Source organism: Roseateles sp. (assembly GCF_046300915.1).
Classification (GTDB): domain Bacteria; phylum Pseudomonadota; class Gammaproteobacteria; order Burkholderiales; family Burkholderiaceae_C; genus Kinneretia.
Genome location: NZ_JBKCLH010000239.1, coordinates 16,021 through 33,816 on the forward strand (window position 1 = coordinate 16,021; position 17,796 = coordinate 33,816).

21 protein-coding genes are annotated in these 17,796 nt (G+C 66.5%); 13 read left to right on the forward strand and 8 right to left on the reverse strand.

Annotated features, from left to right (window positions below; genetic code table 11):
- Positions 1-13: 13 nt before the first annotated feature.
- A complete protein-coding gene (locus ACK5F2_RS17960) occupies positions 14-733 on the forward strand; it encodes a YebC/PmpR family DNA-binding transcriptional regulator (protein ID WP_409867203.1) in 720 nt (239 codons plus the stop codon).
- A gap of 15 nt (positions 734-748) precedes the next feature.
- Here ACK5F2_RS17960 and ACK5F2_RS17965 read toward each other — a convergent pair whose 3' ends face one another.
- Entirely contained in the window at positions 749-1,711 is a 963-nt protein-coding gene (locus ACK5F2_RS17965; protein WP_409867205.1) for an MBL fold metallo-hydrolase, read from the reverse strand.
- Positions 1,712-1,770: 59 nt separating this feature from the next.
- Between ACK5F2_RS17965 and def the strand changes: the two genes are divergently transcribed.
- Positions 1,771-2,307, forward strand: a complete 537-nt coding sequence (def, locus tag ACK5F2_RS17970) for a peptide deformylase (protein WP_409867208.1) — start codon at positions 1,771-1,773, stop codon at positions 2,305-2,307.
- A gap of 12 nt (positions 2,308-2,319) precedes the next feature.
- Here the strand turns inward: def and ACK5F2_RS17975 are convergent, their stop codons facing one another.
- Positions 2,320-2,976, reverse strand: coding sequence for an arylesterase (locus ACK5F2_RS17975; protein ID WP_409867209.1), 657 nt, complete (start codon positions 2,974-2,976; stop codon positions 2,320-2,322).
- Positions 2,977-2,998: 22 nt separating this feature from the next.
- Between ACK5F2_RS17975 and ACK5F2_RS17980 the strand changes: the two genes are divergently transcribed.
- Positions 2,999-3,712, forward strand: coding sequence for an ABC transporter ATP-binding protein (locus ACK5F2_RS17980; protein WP_409867210.1), 714 nt, complete (start codon positions 2,999-3,001; stop codon positions 3,710-3,712).
- Here ACK5F2_RS17980 and ACK5F2_RS17985 read toward each other — a convergent pair.
- From ACK5F2_RS17985 to msrB, 5 genes are all read right to left on the reverse strand, one after another.
- A complete protein-coding gene (locus ACK5F2_RS17985) occupies positions 3,669-4,247 on the reverse strand; it encodes a DUF2062 domain-containing protein (RefSeq protein ID WP_409867212.1) in 579 nt (192 codons plus the stop codon). The genes ACK5F2_RS17980 and ACK5F2_RS17985 overlap by 44 nt on opposite strands.
- Positions 4,248-4,331: 84 nt before the next feature.
- Positions 4,332-5,132 (reverse strand): peptidylprolyl isomerase, encoded by an 801-nt coding sequence (locus ACK5F2_RS17990; protein WP_409867214.1) that lies wholly within the window; start codon positions 5,130-5,132, stop codon positions 4,332-4,334.
- Positions 5,133-5,192: 60 nt separating this feature from the next.
- Positions 5,193-5,456, reverse strand: coding sequence for a BolA family protein (locus ACK5F2_RS17995; protein WP_409867217.1), 264 nt, complete (start codon positions 5,454-5,456; stop codon positions 5,193-5,195).
- Positions 5,453-6,091 carry a septation protein A gene (locus ACK5F2_RS18000; RefSeq protein WP_409867220.1) on the reverse strand — a complete coding sequence of 213 codons (639 nt, stop codon included), beginning with the start codon at positions 6,089-6,091 and terminating at the stop codon, positions 5,453-5,455. Before ACK5F2_RS18000 ends, ACK5F2_RS17995 begins: the two co-directional genes overlap by 4 nt.
- A 95-nt stretch (positions 6,092-6,186) precedes the next feature.
- Positions 6,187-6,603, reverse strand: coding sequence for a peptide-methionine (R)-S-oxide reductase MsrB (msrB, locus tag ACK5F2_RS18005; protein WP_133603040.1), 417 nt, complete (start codon positions 6,601-6,603; stop codon positions 6,187-6,189).
- 227 nt (positions 6,604-6,830) lie between these two features.
- Between msrB and ACK5F2_RS18010 the strand changes: the two genes are divergently transcribed.
- From ACK5F2_RS18010 to ACK5F2_RS18040, 7 genes are all read left to right on the forward strand, one after another.
- On the forward strand, positions 6,831-8,480 hold the full coding sequence (locus ACK5F2_RS18010; RefSeq protein WP_409867222.1) for a 3-(methylthio)propionyl-CoA ligase: 1,650 nt from the start codon (positions 6,831-6,833) through the stop codon (positions 8,478-8,480).
- Positions 8,481-8,580: 100 nt separating this feature from the next.
- Positions 8,581-9,825, forward strand: coding sequence for a branched-chain amino acid ABC transporter substrate-binding protein (locus ACK5F2_RS18015; RefSeq protein ID WP_133603038.1), 1,245 nt, complete (start codon positions 8,581-8,583; stop codon positions 9,823-9,825).
- Positions 9,826-10,024: 199 nt separating this feature from the next.
- Positions 10,025-10,969 carry a branched-chain amino acid ABC transporter permease gene (locus ACK5F2_RS18020; protein WP_409867246.1) on the forward strand — a complete coding sequence of 315 codons (945 nt, stop codon included), beginning with the start codon at positions 10,025-10,027 and terminating at the stop codon, positions 10,967-10,969.
- Positions 10,962-12,275, forward strand: a complete 1,314-nt coding sequence (locus tag ACK5F2_RS18025; RefSeq protein ID WP_409867225.1) for a branched-chain amino acid ABC transporter permease — start codon at positions 10,962-10,964, stop codon at positions 12,273-12,275. Before ACK5F2_RS18020 ends, ACK5F2_RS18025 begins: the two co-directional genes overlap by 8 nt.
- Positions 12,272-13,063 (forward strand): ABC transporter ATP-binding protein, encoded by a 792-nt coding sequence (locus tag ACK5F2_RS18030; RefSeq protein WP_409867227.1) that lies wholly within the window; start codon positions 12,272-12,274, stop codon positions 13,061-13,063. The genes ACK5F2_RS18025 and ACK5F2_RS18030 overlap by 4 nt, the downstream gene beginning before the upstream one ends.
- Positions 13,060-13,779, forward strand: coding sequence for an ABC transporter ATP-binding protein (locus ACK5F2_RS18035; RefSeq protein ID WP_409867230.1), 720 nt, complete (start codon positions 13,060-13,062; stop codon positions 13,777-13,779). The genes ACK5F2_RS18030 and ACK5F2_RS18035 overlap by 4 nt, the downstream gene beginning before the upstream one ends.
- A gap of 127 nt (positions 13,780-13,906) precedes the next feature.
- Positions 13,907-14,629 carry an N-acyl amino acid synthase FeeM domain-containing protein gene (locus ACK5F2_RS18040; protein ID WP_409867232.1) on the forward strand — a complete coding sequence of 241 codons (723 nt, stop codon included), beginning with the start codon at positions 13,907-13,909 and terminating at the stop codon, positions 14,627-14,629.
- Positions 14,630-14,652: 23 nt separating this feature from the next.
- On the opposite strand, the gene ACK5F2_RS18045 is transcribed toward ACK5F2_RS18040, so the two are convergent.
- Entirely contained in the window at positions 14,653-15,435 is a 783-nt protein-coding gene (locus ACK5F2_RS18045; RefSeq protein WP_409867234.1) for an IclR family transcriptional regulator, read from the reverse strand.
- A 127-nt stretch (positions 15,436-15,562) separates the two neighbouring features.
- Between ACK5F2_RS18045 and ACK5F2_RS18050 the strand changes: the two genes are divergently transcribed.
- The 3 genes from ACK5F2_RS18050 to ACK5F2_RS18060 form a co-directional block, all read left to right on the forward strand.
- Positions 15,563-16,543 (forward strand): MBL fold metallo-hydrolase, encoded by a 981-nt coding sequence (locus tag ACK5F2_RS18050; RefSeq protein ID WP_409867236.1) that lies wholly within the window; start codon positions 15,563-15,565, stop codon positions 16,541-16,543.
- A gap of 11 nt (positions 16,544-16,554) precedes the next feature.
- A complete protein-coding gene (locus tag ACK5F2_RS18055; protein ID WP_409867238.1) occupies positions 16,555-17,094 on the forward strand; it encodes a VOC family protein in 540 nt (179 codons plus the stop codon).
- Between the two features lie 41 nt (positions 17,095-17,135).
- The coding region (locus ACK5F2_RS18060) for an FAD-dependent oxidoreductase (protein ID WP_409867240.1) at positions 17,136-17,796 on the forward strand (661 nt) is incomplete at its 3' end.

Genomic DNA, 17,796 nt, shown 5'->3' on the forward strand with positions numbered 1-17,796 from the left:
AGAGAATCGAGTCATGGGCGCACAGTGGAAGGCCAAGCACAAGGACATCGCGGCAAATGCCAAGGGCCGCATGTTCACCAAGCTGTCCAAGGAAATCATGCAGGCCGCGCGCAATGGCGCCGACCCGGACATGAACGCGCGGCTGCGCATGGTGGTGGAGCAGGCCAAGAAGGCCTCCATGCCGCGCGACACGCTGGAGCGGGCCATCAAGAAGGGCGCGGGCCTGCTGGGCGAGGCGGTGAATTTCGAGCGCGTCACCTACGAGGGCTTCGCTCCGCACCGGGTGGCCGTGATCGTGGAATGCCTGACCGACAACGTGAACCGCACGGCGTCTGAAATGCGCGTGCTCTTCCGCAAGGGCCAGCTGGGCGTGAGCGGTTCGGTGAGCTGGGACTTCGATCACCTGGGCATCATCGAGGCCAGCCCGCTGCAGGCCGATGCCGATATCGAGCTGGCGGCCATCGAGGCCGGCGCGCAGGACTTCGAGCTTCTGGAGAAGGATGAGGACGGGGAGGGCGGCGGCGCGCTGTTCTACACCGACGCCGCCGATCTGGACCTGGTCTGCCGTGCCCTGCCGGCCCAGGGCTTTGGCGTGAATAGCGCCAAGCTGGGCTACCGCTCCAAGAACCCGCTCACGCTGGGCGCCACCGAGCTGGAGGAGGTGGAGGCCTTTCTGGCCGCCATCGACGCCTGCGACGATGTGCAGGAAGTCTATGTGGCCCTGGCGGGCTGAGCTGGCTCGGTGGGCCTAGGCCGCCTGCTTGTCCAGCCACACGCCCAGGCCCTGGGCGTTGAGTTCCACATCCATGGCCAGCAGGCTGCGCTGGCGCTCTAGTGGCAGCGCGCAGCCATGGCGGGCCAGCTCGCGCAGATAGAGCGCCTCCAGCCCGCGCTTGAGCGCCGCATGCCGCTCGGCCTGCCCCAGACTGGCGCGGGCGATGGCCACCATCTCGGCGATCTGCGTGCGCAGCAGGCCGGCCAGGCGCTGCACCTCGGCCACGCTGCCGCCTACGCGGCCGTAGTGGGTCAGGAACATCTGGCGTGGCGAGCGGGCCAGCATGCGCTCCATCGAGGCCAGCAGGGCCTCGGGCTCGAACTGCACCGGGGTGCTGGTAGGCATGATCCAGGCACCGTGCTCGGCATGGTCGAACTCGCGGTAGGACAGGCCGAAGGTATCGCCGGTGAACCAAGCTTGGCTGCGCGCGTCCCAGATGCAGTGGTGGTGACGGGCATGGCCGGGGGTGTCGGCCAGCAGCAGCTGGCGGCCTGCGAGGGTGACGATCTGGCCATCCGCGCTGGCGTCCACGCGCTCGGCTGGCACGCCGACCAGTTGCCCGTAGGAGCGCTGCATCTCGGCCTCGCCATAGACGGCCAGGGCGCCCTGGTAGAGCGCCGTCGGGTCGATCAGGTGGCGGGCGCCGCGCGGGTGCACCAGCAGCCGGGCCCGGGGCAGGGACTGCATCAGCAGGCCCACGCCGCCGGCATGGTCCAGATGCACATGGGTGGGGATCACCCAGTCCACCGCGGACGGCGCCAGCCCCAGGGCCGCAAGCGCGCCCAGCAGGCGCGGCACGGCGTGGTTGGTGCCGGTGTCGATGAAGGCGGCGTGGCCGGCCTCGACGACCAGGTAGGCAGCGTCGAAATGGTCGCGCTGAAAGCCGGTGTCGATGGCATACGCGCCATCGCCCAGATCCTGCAGGTACGGGCTCATGGGCTTTGTCTCCCTCCTTAGAATGCCGCAACCATAGCCGAAGAAGAGAAGGTGCCGCCATGGCGGTTCGAGAGATCCTGAAGATGGGCGACCCGCGCCTGCTGCGCGTGGCCCAGCCGGTGCGCGAGTTCGGCACCCCGGCCCTGCGCGAGCTGGTGGCCGATATGCTGGACACCATGAAGGCCGCCAACGGTGCCGGCCTGGCCGCGCCGCAGATCGGTGTGGATCTGCGCCTGGTGATCTTCGGTTTCGAGCGCAATGAGCGCTATCCGGAAGCGCCGCCCGTGCCCATGACGGTGCTGATCAACCCGGAGATCACCCCGCAGTCCGAGCTGCTGGAAGAGGGCTGGGAAGGCTGCCTCTCGGTGCCCGGCCTGCGCGGCGTGGTGCCCCGCCACGCCAGCATCCGCTACCGCGGCTTCGACCCGGAAGGGCAGCCCATCGATCGTCTCGCCGAGGGCTTCCATGCCCGCGTGGTGCAGCATGAATGTGACCATCTGGACGGCTTGCTCTACCCCATGCGGGTACGGGACTTCAGCCGCTTCGGCTTCACCTCGGTGCTCTTCCCTGAGCTCGATCCCCTCAGCGACGATTGAGTCACAGGGGTTTCAGAGCAAGGGCTTGAGCCCCTGCCAGACCTGCTCCAGCATCAGAGGGTGGGCCTTGGCCAGGGGGTGGATGCGGTCGGGCTGGAACCAGTCCAGGGCATCCGGTCGATCGGCCACGCCCTTGAGCAGAAAGGGCGTCAGCCCCGTCTTCTCACTGCGGGCCACCTCGGCGAACAGGCTCGCAAATTCGCGTGCATAGGCGCTGCCATAGTTGGGCGGGACCTGCATGCCCACCAGCAGCACCCGCGCACCGGCGGCCTTGGCGGCACGGCTCATGGCCAGCAGGTTCTCGCGCGTGCTGCTCAGGGGCAGTCCGCGCAGCGCATCGTTGCCGCCCAGCTCGATCACCACATGGCTGGGCCGGTGCTGGCTCAGCAGGACGGGCAGGCGGGAGCGGCCGCCGGCGGTGGTGTCGCCGCTGATGCTGGCATTGATCACCTCGTAGGGCGGCTTGCTGCCTTGCAGCCGTTTCTGAAGCAGGGCCACCCAGCCGCTGCCTCGCTCGATGCCATACTCGGCCGAGAGGCTGTCGCCCACGATGAGCACGCGACGCCTGGGACCTGCCGGTGGCGTCTGGGCCGCGGCAAGACCCGACACCAGCGGCATCAGGGCCAGCAGGCTACAGTCCCGCATCCAGTGCCGTCGCTTCATCTTCATCTTCACAGAGTCCGTCTCAGTCATGTCCCAAGCCATCATTGAAGTCCAGGGCGTCAACAAGCAGGTGCAGGACGCCAGCGGGCAGCTGACGATTCTGCACGACATCTCTTTCACCCTGGCGGCGCGGGAGTCCGTGGCCATCGTGGGGGCCTCAGGTTCGGGCAAGAGCACCTTGTTGGCCATCCTGGCAGGGCTGGACCGTCCCAGCGGCGGCACGGTGCGCCTGGCAGGGCAGGATCTCTTTGTGCTGGACGAGGATCAGCGCGCCGCGCTGCGTTCCCGGCATGTGGGCTTTGTGTTTCAGAGCTTTCAGCTGCTGGCCAACCTCACGGCGCTTGAGAACGTGATGCTGCCCCTGGAGCTGCGGGGTGATCGCGATGCGCGCGCCCAGGCCACCCAGATGCTGCAGCGCGTGGGGCTGGGGCAGCGGCTGTCGCACTATCCACGCGTGCTCTCGGGTGGCGAACAGCAACGCGTGGCGCTGGCGCGTGCCTTTGTGCTGCGACCCGATGTGCTGCTGGCCGACGAGCCCACGGGCAGTCTGGACTTTGCGACCGGTCAGGCGGTGATGGAGCTGATGTTCGAGCTCAACCGCGAGGCGGGCACCACCCTGGTACTGGTGACCCACGATGCCGCCATCGCGGCCCGCTGTCAGCGCCAGCTGCGCATCGACGCGGGACGCCTGGTCTCCATCAGCACTTCGAGCCCGGAGTCGACCGCCGCGCGCGCAGCCTGAGGCGGCGCCGACGTTCGCCCCGTATCACGGCCCACCAGCCCAGATACACGACCAGATAGGCCACGGCGCCCAGCAGCAGGCCCGCCAGGGGCAGGCCGATCAGCAGCGGGGGGCCCAGATTGGAGATCCAGGCCATCAGGGTGGTGCCCCAGCTCAGAGGCGCGCTCCAGTCGATGTCCAGCATCTCCGGCGTGGCCACCGGGCCATGGTGGCCGGAGGCCATTCGGCCCAGGGCGATCGCCAGGCTCCAGATGGGCACCAAGGTGAAGGGATTGGTCAGCCAGGTGGCCGCCACGGCCGCTGCGACATTGGCGCGGCAGGCAATCGCGGCAATGGCCGCCACCACCATCTGGGTCGGCAGGGGAATCACGCCCACGGCCAAGCCAACCGCCACACCCATGGCCACGCGGCGCCGATGCGCCACCCACAGCCAGGGGCGGGGCGCCAAGTAGTTGCCCAGCCAGCGCAGCCCCTTGGTCTGGGACAGGGTGTCGGGGTGGGGCAGGATGCGTCGGGCGTAGCGTGAGGCGGGCATGGGAAATGGGGCCGATGAGAAAAGACCCGCGGCGCCCTTCAGGGGGCGGATCGCGGGTCTGTCAGCGCTGTTGCCGGCTCAGGCTCAGTTGGCGAACTTGTAGTCCGTCTTGGCCTTGCTGCGCAGTTCCTGCTGGAAGTTGCCCAGCTTCTGCTGGCTCAGGCGCTGCATGATCTGCGGCTTGACATCGTCAAAGGCCGGGAACTGGGCCTCGCGGGTGTCTTCCAGCTTGATGATGTGGAAGCCGAACTGGCTCTTCACCGGCTCCTGGGTGATCTCGCCCTTCTTCAGCGAGGTCATGGCCTTGCTGAACTCGGGCACGAAGTTGCCGGGGTTGGCGAAGTCCAGATCACCACCGTTGGCGGCGGAGCCGGGATCCTTGGAGTTCTTGGCGGCCAGGTCCTCGAACTTTGCGCCGCCGTTGAGCTGCTTGATCAGGGCCTTGGCCTCGTCTTCCTTCTCCACCAGGATGTGGCGGGCGCGGTACTCGGTGCCGCTGTTCTGGGCCTTGAACTTGTCGTACTCGGCCTGGGCTTCGGCGTCGGTGACGGGGTTCTTCTTGGCGTAGTCGGCGAAGAGCTCACGGATCATGATGCTCTGGCGGGCCAGTTCCATCTGAGCCCGGTAGTCGGCGCTGGCGGGAATGCCGCGCTTCTCGGCTTCCTGCATGAAGATCTCGCGCAGCACGACCTCGTCACGGACCTGGGCTTCCAGTTCCGGCGAGCGCGGCTGGCCGTTCTTGGTGACCTGGCCCACCAGCAGCTCCACCCGGGCCTTGGGCACGGGCTTGCCATTGACGATGGCCACGTTTTGCGCGCTGGCCGTCACGGGCAGGAACGCAGCGGACAGGGCCGCGAAGGACGCGGCGAGCACAAACTTCTTCATGGAAATATGAGCGGCTAAGAATGAAAAATGCGCCGGGGGGCGCGATGTGGCGGGGCGCGGTCAGCGCTCCTCCGGTGTGCGGGCGTCGATCGCCAGCGCATGGATGCCGCGCTTCATCAGCTCGGCGAGGGCCTCATATACGAGGCGGTGTCGCGCCACCCGCGGGAGATTCCGGAAGCGCTCGCTGACGATGAACGCATGGTAGTGGCCGCCTTCGCGGGCACCGGCATGGCCGGCATGCAGGGCGCTGTCGTCGCGCAGCACCAGCTCTCTGGGCGCCAGCCGGTCGCGCAGCCGGGTTTCGATTTCCGCCAGCAGGCTCATGGCTTGGCATCCTCTTTCACGTCATCACCAAGGTATTTGCTCAGGTACAGGCCCTGGACCAGGGTGAAGAGCAGCATCAGCCCCGTGGTACCAAAGACCTTGAAGTTGGCCCAGGTGGAGGTGCTGAAGTGGTAGGCCACATAGAGATTGAGCACGCCCATCACGGCAAAGAAGCCCACCCAGGCCCAGTTCAGCCGGCGCCACACCGGCGCGGGCAGCTGCAGCTCCTTGCCCAGCATGGCCTGGATCAGGTTCTTGTTGAAGAAACGCTGGCTGATCGCAAAGACCAGGGCCATGGCCCAGTACAGGCCGGTGGGCTTCCACTTGATGAAGGTCTCGCTGTGGAACCAGATGGTGGCGCCGCCCAGCACCACGACCAGGGCCAGGCTGATCCAGAGCATCAGATCGATCTTCTGGCCGCGCAGCTTGAGCAGCAGGGCCTGCAGCAGGGTGGCGATCATCACCACCACCGTGGCCAGCAGCACCGGGGCCTCCTGCGGGCCGACCTGGCCGCCCGAGACCAGAAAGCCAAAATGCTGGGTGGCAAAGGCCGCAGCGGCGTCGGCATGGCCTTCGGCGTATTTGAAGGTGCCGAAGAACAGGATCAGCGGCAGGAAGTCGAGCAGAAGTTTCATAGGGGATGCGTTCCCGAGCAGTTGCCGCCGATCCGGCGCTGCCGGGCGGCCGGCGCTGCCCCTTTCGTGGGGCCGGCGTGGCCGGTAGGGGGTGTCTATTCAGGCGCGAAGTCTATCGCGGCCGAATTGATGCAGAAGCGCTCGCCGGTGGGCTCGGGGCCGTCGGGGAAGACATGGCCCAGATGGGAGCCGCAGTTGTTGCAGCGCACCTCGACGCGCACCATGCCGTGGCTGTGGTCCACCACCCGCTCAATCAGCTCGGCATTGACCGGCTCCCAGTAGCTGGGCCAGCCGCAGCCGGCATCGAACTTGGTGGCGGATTCAAACAGGGGTGTGCCGCAGCCCACACAGTGGTAGTGGCCGGCCTCCCAGTGGTCCCAGTACTTGCCGGTGAAGGCGCGCTCGGTGGCGGCATGGCGCGTCACCTGGTACTGCAGCGGATCCAGCTCCTGGCGCCATTGCTCGTCGCTTTTCTGGACCGGGTAGTCGTGAGGGGGCTTGGGGGTGCTCATGATGGGCTGGAGAAGCCGAGGCCTTGGCTTTGTGGCTTTCAGTGTAGCCAGCCTGCGCCAGCCCCTGTTGCCAAGGGGCTTAGGTCCAGCCCTGCGGCAGTGAATACCCTGAGGCTAGCGGGCTTGGCTGTGTAACGAGGGTGACTCTGAGCGGCGCAAAGCCAGGATTAAACTGGTTCGAACACGGGGCGCTCAGACCCTGTGACAGAGAACACAGGAGACTGCCGATGGCGCTGATGGGCCAGATGATGTCCATGCCCCTGCTGATTTCTTCGCTGATCCAGCATGCGGCCCGGCACACCGGAGACACCGAGATCGTCAGCAAGCGCTGCGAGGGTGATCTTCACCGCTACACCTGGCGCGATGCCGAGCTGCGCTCACGCCAGCTGGCCCAGGCCCTGGCCCGCCTGGGTTGCAAGGCGGGCGAACGCATCGGCACCCTGGCCTGGAACGGCCACCGTCATCTGGAGATGTACTACGGCGCCTCGGGCTCCGAGCTGGTCTGCCACACTATCAACCCGCGGCTCTTTCCCGAGCAGATCGCCTGGATCGTGGAGGATGCGCAGGACCGGGTTCTGTGTTTCGACCTGAGCTTCCTGCCCCTGGTGGAAAAGCTCCAGCCCTTGCTGCCTTCGGTGCAGCACTATGTGCTGATGACGGACCGCGCCCATATGCCGGGCGAGACCAGCATCCCGAATCTGCTGTGCTACGAGGAACTGATCGCGGCCGAGACGGGGCACGACTATGCCTGGCCGCAGTTCGACGAGAACACCGCCTCCAGCATCTGCTACACCTCGGGCACCACGGGCCATCCCAAGGGCGCCGTCTACAGCCACCGCTCCACGGTGCTGCATGCCTTTGCCTCGGCCATGCCGGATGCCATGGACTGCTCGGCCAAGGATGTGATCCTGCCGGTGGTGCCCATGTTCCATGTGAACGCCTGGGGCCTGCCCTATAGCAGCGCCATCGTGGGCGCCAAGCTGGTGTTCCCGGGGCCGCATCTGGACGGCAAGTCGCTCTACGAGCTTTTCGAGAACGAGGGCGTGACCTTCAGTGCCGGCGTGCCCACGGTTTGGCTGGGCCTGCTCACCCATGTGAAGAGCCAGGGCCTGAAGTTCAGCAGCTTCAAGCGCACCGTGATCGGCGGTTCCGCCTGCCCGCCGGCCATGCTGGCCACCCTGATGGACGACTATGGGGTGGAGGTCATCCACGCCTGGGGCATGACCGAGCTTTCGCCCCTGGGCACCCTGTCCAAGCTCAATGCCAAGCAGCTGCAGCTGCCCCAGGCCGAGCAGCGCCGCATCCTGGAGAAGCAGGGCAAGGTCATCTACGGCATCGATATGGCGGTGATCGACGACGAGGGCCGCAGTCAGCCCTGGGACGACCGCAGCTCCGGCAATCTGGTGGTGCGCGGCCACTGGGTCATAGCCAGCTACTTCCGCCAGCAGGCATCGCCCCTGCTGGCCGTGGACGGCCAAGCCGGCTGGTTCCCCACTGGCGATGTGGCCACCATCGATGCCGACGGCTTCATGCAGATCACCGACCGCAGCAAGGACGTGATCAAGTCCGGCGGCGAGTGGATCAGCTCCATCGAGCTGGAGAACATCGCCATGGCCCACCCGGCCGTGCACGAGGCCGCGGTGATCGCCGTGGCCCACCCCAAATGGGACGAGCGGCCGCTGCTGGTGGTCGTCAAGAAGCCCGGGGCCGAGCTCAGCCGTGAGGCCCTGCTGGCCCATTACGAAGGCCGGATCGCCAAATGGCAGATCCCCGACGACGTGGCCTTTGTGGACGAGATTCCTCACACCGCTACCGGCAAGATCCAGAAGCTCCGACTGCGCGAGCAGTTCAAGGCTCACCGTCTGCCAGGCACCTGAGGCCCTGGGGGCATCCGGCCCCAGGGCAATCCCCGTGGCCGCCGCGCGGCCGCGGCTGCATAAGCTTGAATCGCCTTGCCAACCACAAAAGGAGACAACGATGTACAGCAGCTGCAAGCATGTCCTGAAGGCGACCGTGGCGGCCAGCCTCATCGCCGCCGCGCTACCGGTCCTGGCGCAAAAGGGTGAGACGGTGAAGATCGCCTGGATCGATCCGCTCTCCGGCCTGATGGCCCCGGTGGGGCAGAACCAGGTGAAGAGCTTCCAGTTCTTTGCCGAGAAGTTCAACGCCAGCAATCCGGCGGGCGTGAAGTTCGAGATCATTCCCATCGACAACAAGCTCAGCCCGGCCGAGAGCCTGAACGCGCTCAAGTCCGCCATCGACCAGGGCGTGCGCTATGTGACCCAGGGCAATGGCTCGGGCGCGGCCCTGGCTATCGTGGATGCGGTGAACAAGCACAATGAGCGCAACCCCGGCAAGGAGGTGGTCTACCTCAACCACTCGGCGGTGGATCCCGATCTGACCAACAGCAAGTGCAGCTACTGGCACTTCCGCATGGATGCGGACACCTCGATGAAGATGGAAGCCTTGACCAGCTTCATCAAGGACCAGCCGGACATCAAGAAGATCTACCTGCTCAACCAGAACTACGCCCACGGCCATCAGGTGGCCAAGTACGCCAAGGAAACCCTGGGCCGCAAGCGCCCCGACATCCAGATCGTGGGCGAGGACCTGCATCCCCTGGCCCAGGTGCGCGACTTCGCGCCCTATGTGGCCAAGATCAAGGCCAGCGGCGCCGACAGCGTGATCACCGGCAACTGGGGCTCGGACCTGGCGCTGCTGATCAAGGCCGCCAACGAGGCGGGCTACACCGGCCGCTTCTTCACCTACTACGCGGGCGTCACCGGCACGCCCACCGCCCTGGGGCAGGGCTCGGCCGGCCGTGTCTACCAGATCGCCTACAACCACTACAACATGGGCGGGCAGATGCAGAAGTGGCAGGAAGAGTTCCAGAAGAAGTTCGATGCGGACTTCTTCACCGGCAGCGTCATCCACATCTACACCCTGCTGGGTGAGGCCATGGCCAAGGCCAAGAGCACCGATCCGGTCAAGGTGGCGGCGGCCCTGGAAGGGCTCAAGAGCAAGAGCTTCAACGGCGAGGTCGAGATGCGCAAGACCGACCACCAGCTGCAGCAGACGCTCTACCTCTCGGTCTGGCAGAAGACGGATGCCAAGAACAGCTACAGCGCGGAGAAGACCGGCATGACCTTCGTGCCGGTGCGCACCTTCGAGCCCTATGTGTCCAGCACGCCGACCTCCTGCCAGATGAAGCGGCCGGGCTGAGCCGGCGGCGCGCGCAAGTCCTGACCCTCATCCGGCTGCCCACGATGCCGGATGGGGCATGATGCGCGCCCTGTCCCGGGCGGCCCCCGCTGCGGCGGGGCCGCGCCGGGCCTCCATGGCTTCGTGACGACGGGCTCATACCTTGGACCAGATCCTCATCAACCTGCTCAACGGCCTGTCCTCCGGACTGCTGCTGTTCATGCTCAGCTCCGGCCTCACGCTGATCTTCAGCATGATGGGCGTGCTGAACTTTGCCCATGCCAGCTTCTATATGCTGGGCGCCTATATCGCCTACACCTTCAGCGGCTGGCTGGGCTTCTGGCCCGCCTTGCTGCTGGCGCCGGTGGCGGTGGGCCTGCTGGGCGCCCTGTTCGAGCGTGGCGTGCTGCGCCGGGTGCACCGCTTCGGCCATGTGCCGGAGCTGCTCATCACCTTCGGCCTGTCCTATGTGATCCTGGAGCTGGTGCAGCTGATCTGGGGCCGGGTGGCTGTGCCCTTCAACCCGCCGGCTGCCCTGCAAGGGGCGGCCTTCACCATCATCCAGAGCCCGGCCAGCGGTCTGAGCCTGGTGCTGGGCGAGGCCGCGCCGGCCCTGTGCAGCGCGGCCCTGTGCTCCAAGTTCCCGCTCACCCGCGCCTTCGTGATGCTGGTGGCCCTGGCCATGCTGCTGGCCCTGTGGCTGATGCTCACCCGCACCCGCCTCGGCCTGGTGATACAGGCCGCGCTCACCCATCCGGAGATGGTGGAGGCCCTGGGTCACAACGTGCCGCGGGTCTTCATGCTGGTCTTTGGCAGCGGTTGCGCGCTGGCGGCCCTGGCCGGGGTGATTGGCGGCATCACCTTTGTCACCGAGCCGGCCATGGCCACCATCGTGGGCTCCATCATCTTCGTGGTGGTGGTGGTGGGTGGGGTGGGCTCGCTGGCCGGTGCCTTTGTGGGCTCCATCCTGATCGGCCTGCTGCAGACCCTGCCGCTGACCGTGGACAGCTCCCTGGCCAGCCTCTTCAAGCTGGGCCCGGACACCTTCGGCTACCCCCTGCTGAAGCTGACCCTGGCCCAGGTGGCGCCCATCCTGCCCTATCTGCTGATGGTGCTGATCCTGATCTTCCGGCCCAAGGGCCTGCTGGGCACGCGGGATGAATGAGATGAGTCGCAGCGTTTCCAAGACCCATTACCACTTCAAGCCCTACAACGTCGGCCGCTGGCTGGTCTGGGGCCTTTTCGCCCTGGCGCTGGGCGTGGCCCCGCTGATCTGGACCAGCTCGCTCTCGCAGACCATGCTCAGCCAGATGGGCATCGCCATCATCGCCTGTCTGGCCTACAACGTGCTGCTGGGCCAGGGGGGCATGCTGAGCTTTGGCCACGCGGTCTACAGCGGCCTGGGCTCTTTTTTGGCCATCCACACGCTCAACCAGGTCTCGGCCGGCCAGCTCAGCCTGCCGGTGAGCCTGGTGCCCCTGGTGGGCGGCCTGGCAGGGCTCGGCTTCGCGGCGCTGTTCGGCTATGTGTCCACCAAGAAGGCGGGCACGCCCTTCGCGATGATCACGCTGGGCATCGGCGAGCTGATCTGGTCCATGAGCCTGATGCTGCCGGAATTCTTCGGCGGGGAGGGCGGCATCTCGGCCAACCGCGTGGTGGGCAAGCCGGTGATGGGCATCAGCTTCGGCCCGCAGATCCAGGTCTACTACCTGATCGCCATCTACTGCTTCGTCTGCACCGCGGCCCTGTTCGCGCTCACACGCACGCCCCTGGGTCGCATGCTCAATGCGGTGCGCGACAACCCCGAGCGGGTGGAGTTCATTGGCTACAGCACCCAGTGGGTGCGCTATCTGGCCTTCATGATCTCGGGCTTCTTCGCCGGGGTGGCGGGCGGGCTGGGCGCCATCAACTTCGAGATCGTCACGGCCGAGGTGGTGGGCGCGGTGCGCTCGGGCAGCTATCTGCTCTTCACCTTCCTGGGCGGCGCCACCTTCTTCTTCGGGCCCATCATCGGCGCGGTGCTGATGGTGCTGGCCGGGGTGCTGCTGTCCGAGCTGACCAAGGCCTGGCTGCTCTATCTGGGCCTGATCTTCCTCTTCATGGTGATGTATGCGCCCGGCGGCTTCGCGGCCCTGATCATGATGAATCTGCGAGTGGCGGCCTTTGGCAAGCTGCGCCAGCTCTGGACGGCCTATCTGGCCCTGGGCGGCGCGGCCGCCGCCATGCTGGTGGGCGGCTCGGTCATGATCGAGATGATCTACCACCTGCAGCTCAACGAGGCCTTGGGGCCGCAGCTGGTCTTCATGGGCGCCACACTCAATGCCCATGGCGTGGATGCCTGGCTGGGCTCGGGCCTGCTGCTGTTGCTGGGCCTGGGGCTGTTCGAGCTGGTGCGGCGCGAGTTCAAGCGCCAGTGGGACCAGACTCAGGAGGAGATCGAGAAGGAAATCAAGCGGAGGGAGTCGCTGTGAGCCACCAGCCCGAGTTCGCCCTGGAACTGCTGGATGTGCGCAAGCGCTTCGGCAAGAGCGAGATCATCCGTGGGGCCCAGCTGCAGGTGCGGCCGGGCGAGCGGGTGGCCATCATCGGCCCCAATGGCGCGGGGAAAAGCACGCTGTTCAATCTGATCAGCGGCCGCTTCGCGCCCAGCAGCGGCGAGATCCGCCTGCAGGGCCAGCGCATCGACGGGCTCAAGCCCTACGAGATCAACCGCCGCGGCCTCTCGCGCAGCTTCCAGGTCTCCAACCTCTTCACCCGGCTCTCGGTCTTCGAGAACATCCGCTGCGCCCTGCTGTGGTCCATGGGCCACCGCTACGCCTTCTGGCGCTTTCTGGCCGATCTGGACGACGTGAACGAACGCGCCGATCAGCTGCTGGAGATGCTGCACCTGGACAAGCGTCGCGATGTGCTGGCCATGAACCTGACCTATGCCGAGGCGCGGGCCCTGGAGATCGGCATCACCATCGCCGGCGGCTCCAGCGTGATCCTGCTGGACGAGCCCACCGCCGGCATGAGCAAGAGCGAGACCAAACGCTTCATCCAGCTGATCCGCGAGGTCACCGAGGGCAAGACCCTGCTGACCGTGGAGCACGATATGGGCGTGGTCTTCGGCCTGGCCGACAAGATCGCGGTCCTGGTCTATGGCGAGGTGATCGCCTTCGACACCCCGGAGGCGGTGCGCGCCAACACCCGGGTTCAGGAGGCCTATCTGGGCTCGGTGCTGGCCGAGCAGCAGGCGGCGGGAGCACACACAGCATGAGCCAGGACCAAGCCAAGACCCTGAGGCTGGAGAACGTCCACGCCTTTTACGGCAAGAGCCATGTGCTGCATGGCGTGAGCATGGAGCTGCGGCCGGGCGAGATCGTCAGCCTGCTGGGCCGCAACGGCTCGGGCCGCTCCACCACGGTCAAGACCATCATGGGCCAGGTGGATGGCAGCGGCTCGGTGCGCTTTGGCGAGCGCGAGCTGCTGGGCCTCAAGGCCTACGAGATCGCCCAGCTGGGCCTGGGCTATGTGCCGGAGAACCGCGACATCTTTCCCAAGCTCACGGTGCACCAGAACCTGATGCTGGGCCAGAAGTCGCGCCCGGCGCGCAAGCCGCGCTGGAGCTTCGAGGATATGTACCGCATGTTCCCCCGCCTCAAGGAGCGTCAGCACACCGAAGCCGGCGTGCTCTCCGGCGGCGAGCAGCAGATGCTTACCCTGTGCCGCACCCTGATGGGCGACCCCGACCTGATCATGATCGACGAGCCCACCGAGGGCCTGGCGCCCAAGATCGTGGAGCTGGTGGCGGAGTATCTGAAGGAGCTCAAGCGGCGCGGCCTGGCCGTGCTGCTGGTGGAACAGAAGCTGGCCATCGCGCTGGAGATCTCGGAGCGCTGCTATGTGATGGGCCATGGCCGCATCGTCTTCGAGGGCACGCCCGCCGATCTGCGTGCCAACGCCTATGTGCGCAAGGAGTGGCTGGAGGTCTGATTGGGCGGTAGTCGCCCAAATATGTAAGCAATTTGTGTCATGTGTGAGGGGTGCAGTTCTTGCGCTCTCATCCCGCAGATGAGGGGCTAGACTGCAGGCCGCCTAGCTTGTCTTTTATAGGAAGCGCATGCAGCAAGACCTCTTCACACCCGCTTTGCACCGTTCACCGCGTTTGCCGGGGGCAGGTCTTGCCGTTCGACTGGCCCAGGGCCTGCCGGAGCGCGAGCGTGCCAGCGTCTTGCTGCAGCAGCGTTATCGTGAGCGCGGCTATGCGGTCGATGCCCAGCAGGCCGAGACGGATCTGGTCGTGCTGCATGCCGAAGACGAGTTCGGCGAGACCGCCGGCACGCTGGGCGTGCGCTTCGACGGCCCCGCTGGGCTCAAGGCCGATCAGGTGTTCCCCGCCGAGATGGCCGAGATCCGTGCCCGCGGTCTCAGCGTCTGCGAGTTCACCCAGCTCGCCTTGCTGGGCGGGCAGGAATCGTCCGAATCGCTGCTGGCCGGCCTGTTTCACAGCGCCTATCTGCAGGCCTATCGCGTGCGCGAGGTGCAATGCGTGGTGATCGAGGTGAACCCCCGTCACGCCGCCTACTACCGCCGCATGCTGGGCTTCGAGCTGTGCGGCAGTCTGCGCGCGTGCCCGCGTGTGGGCGCCCCTGCCGTGCTGATGCGTCTGGACCTGGCCCATGCCGAGCGTCAGATCGCCAGCCTGGCCGGCCGTGCTTCGCTCAGGCCCGCGGGCAGCTTGCGCAGCCTCTACCCCAGCTTCTTCGCCCCCGAGGAGGAGGCCCGCCAGCTGCAGCGCCTGCGCTTGGCTGGTTTCATGAGCCCGGCAGTCGGCCACGCCTGAGGCGGGGCCGCGAGGCCTGCAACTCAGACGGGGCGCCAGCCCAGCTGTCTTGAGAGCTCGGCGCCGCCGCGCATCAGGGCCTGGGCTTCGCTGCCCAGCGGACTCAGGTCCAGGCTGCCGCTGGGGCCGATCAGGGTCAGGCTCAGCACCATGCTTCCCTGTTCGTCAAAGACGGGAGCCGCCAGCGCGCTCACGCCGTCCACCACCGCGTCACGCGCACTGGCCAGTCCCTGCTGCCGGATCTGGCTCAGCTGTGGCCCCAGCTGCTGATCCAGATAGTCGGCCCCCAGCTTCTCCAGAGCCAGTACGGGCAGCACCTGATCGCGCGGCCTGAATGCCGCGAAGAGCCGCCCCGAGGCGGTGCCGGGCAGGCTCATCACCGTGCCGTGGCGCATGCTGATATGCACCGGGCTGGCCGCCTCGGCCACGCGCACGATGGTGGGACCGCGATTACCCCAGACCGCGATGGCCGCCGTATGGCCCAGCTGGGCCGCCAGTGCCTCGATGCGTGGCGTGGCCAGGCGTACCGGGTCGTACTGCTGCAGACTGATCAGGCCCAGCTGCAGTGCCAGGGGCCCCAGACCATAGCGGCCGCCCTCGGCTTCCTGCTCCACCAGACCCAGCTTGATGAAGCTCACCAGATAGGGGTGGGCCTTGGCCGGCGGCATGCCGGCCTCTCGCGCCAGATCCTTGAGCGCCAGGGGGCGGCCGTGATGGGCCAGGGCGATGAGCAACTGCCCCCCGACCTCGATGCTTTGAATGCCGCGCGGGCCGCCGCGCTCGGCGGGCGCTGGGAGAGAGTCCATGGATCAGGGTTTCTACTTAAAACAATCAATTAGACATTAACAAACGTGATGACTAAGATCAAGCCGGAAATTCGTCTTAGGCAAATCCATTTGCCTAAAGTTAAATTTGGAGACAGAAGCCGCCGCCATGAGCCAGACCGCCCCGACGAGCACCAAGACCTTTGCCTCCCACGCCGATGTGGAGGAAAAGCAGGTCAGCTTTGACCAGCTCTCGCCCCACGCCTGGGCCTACACCGCCGAGGGCGATCCCAACACCGGCATCGTGATCGGCGATGACGCGGTCATGGTGATCGACACCCAGGCCACGCCGGTCATGGCCGAGGACGTGATCCGCCGCATCCGCCAGGTGACGGACAAGCCCATCAAGTACGTGCTGCTGAGCCACTACCACGCGGTGCGGGTGCTGGGCGCCAGCGCCTACCGGCCCGAGCACATCATCGCCAGCCAGGACACCTATGACTTGATCGTCGAGCGCGGCGAGCAGGACAAGGCCAGCGAGATCGGCCGCTTCCCGCGCCTGTTCCGCAATGTCGAATCGGTGCCTCCCGGCCTGACCTGGCCCACCATCACCTTCACCGGCAAGATGACCCTGTGGCTGGGCAAGCTCGAGGTGCAGATCCTGCAGCTGGGCCGCGGCCACACCAAGGGCGACACCGTGGTCTGGCTACCCCAGGACAAGGTGCTGTTCAGCGGCGATCTGGTGGAGTTCGACGCCACGCCCTATGCCGGCGACGCCTACTTCCAGGACTGGCCCCAGACCCTGGACAAGATCGCCGCGCTCAAGCCCGAGAAGCTGGTGCCCGGCCGCGGCCGCGCCCTGCAGACCCCGGCCGAGGTGGCTGCCGGCCTGGAGGGCACGCGCGCCTTCGTCTCCGAGCTCTATGCCGCCGTCAAGGCCGGCGCCGCTGCGGGCCGCGACCTCAAGACCGTTTACCGCGAGACCTTTGACGCCCTGGCGCCCAAGTACGGACAGTGGGTGATCTTTGCCCATTGCATGCCTTTTGACGTGACCCGCGCCTATGACGAGGCCACGCAGTACCCCGACCCCCGCATCTGGACCGCCGAGCGCGATATCGAGATGTGGAAAGCGCTGGAAGACGTGAAGTAAAGGACGCCCCCATGAAGATCGAACGCATTCACCACGTGGCCTACCGCTGCCTCGATGCCAAGACCACGGTCGAGTGGTATCAAAAGCATCTGGGCATGGACTTTGTGCTGGCCATCGCCGAGGACAAGGTGCCTTCCACCAAGGCCGACGACCCCTATATGCACCTCTTTCTGGATGCGGGCCAGGGCAATGTGCTGGCCTTTTTCGAGCTGCCCACCGCCAAACCCATGGGGCGCGACGAGAACACCCCCGCCTGGGTGCAGCACATCGCCTTCAAGGTGGGTAGCGTGGCCGAGCTGGAGGCCAAGAAGGCCGAGCTGGAGGCCGCCGGCATAGCGGTGATCGGCGTGACCGACCACACCATCTTCAAGAGCATCTACTTCTTCGATCCCAACGGCCACCGCGTCGAGCTGGCCGCCGATGTGGGCACACCCGAGATGTACGCCAAGCTCGACGCCTGCAAGTGGGAGATGCTGGAGGAGTGGAGCCGCACCAAGCGCGCGCCCAAGCAGGCCGCCTGGATGCACGAGAAGGAATTCCATCCGGCCTGAGCGCCGCTGCGCCCCGACAAGAACACAAGGAGACAAGCGCGGTGCTCAAGACCTACAGCTTTCCCGAGTACGCCTACCGCCAGCGCGCCGCCCAGCGCGAGGGCAGGGTGGAGCGCCACCCGGTCGTCATCATCGGTGCCGGCCCGGTGGGCCTGACGGCCGCCCTGGACTGTGCCGCCCGCGGCCTGCCGGTGCTGCTGCTGGACGACAACAACAGCGTCAGCCAGGGCTCGCGCGCCGTCTGCTATGCCAAGCGCACGCTGGAGGTGTGGCAGCGACTGGGTCAAGGCCTGGGCTTGCCGCTGGGTGAACGCCTGGCCGATCAGGGCGTGCGCTGGCAGGTGGGCAAGGTCTTCCATCGCAGCGAGCTGGCCTACCAGTTCGACCTGCTGCCCCAGGCCCATCACCGCATGCCGGCCATGATCAACCTCCAGCAGTACCACCTGGAGGAAGCCCTGGTGGCCGCCTGCGAGGCCCAGCCCCTGATCTCGCTGAACTGGAAGCACAAGCTGGTAGCGCTGGAGCAGGGCGCCGACGGGATCGCGCTCCAGGTCGAGACGCCCGACGGCCGCTTCGAGATCCAGGCCGACTACCTGCTGGCCTGCGACGGCGCGGGCAGCGACACCCGCCGCATGCTGGGCCTGGACTTCCAGGGCCAGGTCTTCCAGGACCGCTTCCTGATCGCCGATGTGGTGATGAAAG

Coding starts and splice junctions, on each gene's coding strand:
- ACK5F2_RS17960 (WP_409867203.1), top strand. CDS start 14: ATGGGCGCACAGTGGAAGGCCAAGCACAAGGACATCGCGGCAAATGCC.
- ACK5F2_RS17965 (WP_409867205.1), bottom strand. CDS start 1,711: ATGAGCCCGTACCTGCAGGATCTGGGCGATGGCGCGTATGCCATCGAC.
- def (WP_409867208.1), top strand. CDS start 1,771: ATGGCGGTTCGAGAGATCCTGAAGATGGGCGACCCGCGCCTGCTGCGC.
- ACK5F2_RS17975 (WP_409867209.1), bottom strand. CDS start 2,976: ATGAAGATGAAGCGACGGCACTGGATGCGGGACTGTAGCCTGCTGGCC.
- ACK5F2_RS17980 (WP_409867210.1), top strand. CDS start 2,999: ATGTCCCAAGCCATCATTGAAGTCCAGGGCGTCAACAAGCAGGTGCAG.
- ACK5F2_RS17985 (WP_409867212.1), bottom strand. CDS start 4,247: ATGCCCGCCTCACGCTACGCCCGACGCATCCTGCCCCACCCCGACACC.
- ACK5F2_RS17990 (WP_409867214.1), bottom strand. CDS start 5,132: ATGAAGAAGTTTGTGCTCGCCGCGTCCTTCGCGGCCCTGTCCGCTGCG.
- ACK5F2_RS17995 (WP_409867217.1), bottom strand. CDS start 5,456: ATGAGCCTGCTGGCGGAAATCGAAACCCGGCTGCGCGACCGGCTGGCG.
- ACK5F2_RS18000 (WP_409867220.1), bottom strand. CDS start 6,091: ATGAAACTTCTGCTCGACTTCCTGCCGCTGATCCTGTTCTTCGGCACC.
- msrB (WP_133603040.1), bottom strand. CDS start 6,603: ATGAGCACCCCCAAGCCCCCTCACGACTACCCGGTCCAGAAAAGCGAC.
- ACK5F2_RS18010 (WP_409867222.1), top strand. CDS start 6,831: ATGGCGCTGATGGGCCAGATGATGTCCATGCCCCTGCTGATTTCTTCG.
- ACK5F2_RS18015 (WP_133603038.1), top strand. CDS start 8,581: ATGTACAGCAGCTGCAAGCATGTCCTGAAGGCGACCGTGGCGGCCAGC.
- ACK5F2_RS18020 (WP_409867246.1), top strand. CDS start 10,025: ATGCTCAGCTCCGGCCTCACGCTGATCTTCAGCATGATGGGCGTGCTG.
- ACK5F2_RS18025 (WP_409867225.1), top strand. CDS start 10,962: ATGAATGAGATGAGTCGCAGCGTTTCCAAGACCCATTACCACTTCAAG.
- ACK5F2_RS18035 (WP_409867230.1), top strand. CDS start 13,060: ATGAGCCAGGACCAAGCCAAGACCCTGAGGCTGGAGAACGTCCACGCC.
- ACK5F2_RS18040 (WP_409867232.1), top strand. CDS start 13,907: ATGCAGCAAGACCTCTTCACACCCGCTTTGCACCGTTCACCGCGTTTG.
- ACK5F2_RS18045 (WP_409867234.1), bottom strand. CDS start 15,435: ATGGACTCTCTCCCAGCGCCCGCCGAGCGCGGCGGCCCGCGCGGCATT.
- ACK5F2_RS18050 (WP_409867236.1), top strand. CDS start 15,563: ATGAGCCAGACCGCCCCGACGAGCACCAAGACCTTTGCCTCCCACGCC.
- ACK5F2_RS18055 (WP_409867238.1), top strand. CDS start 16,555: ATGAAGATCGAACGCATTCACCACGTGGCCTACCGCTGCCTCGATGCC.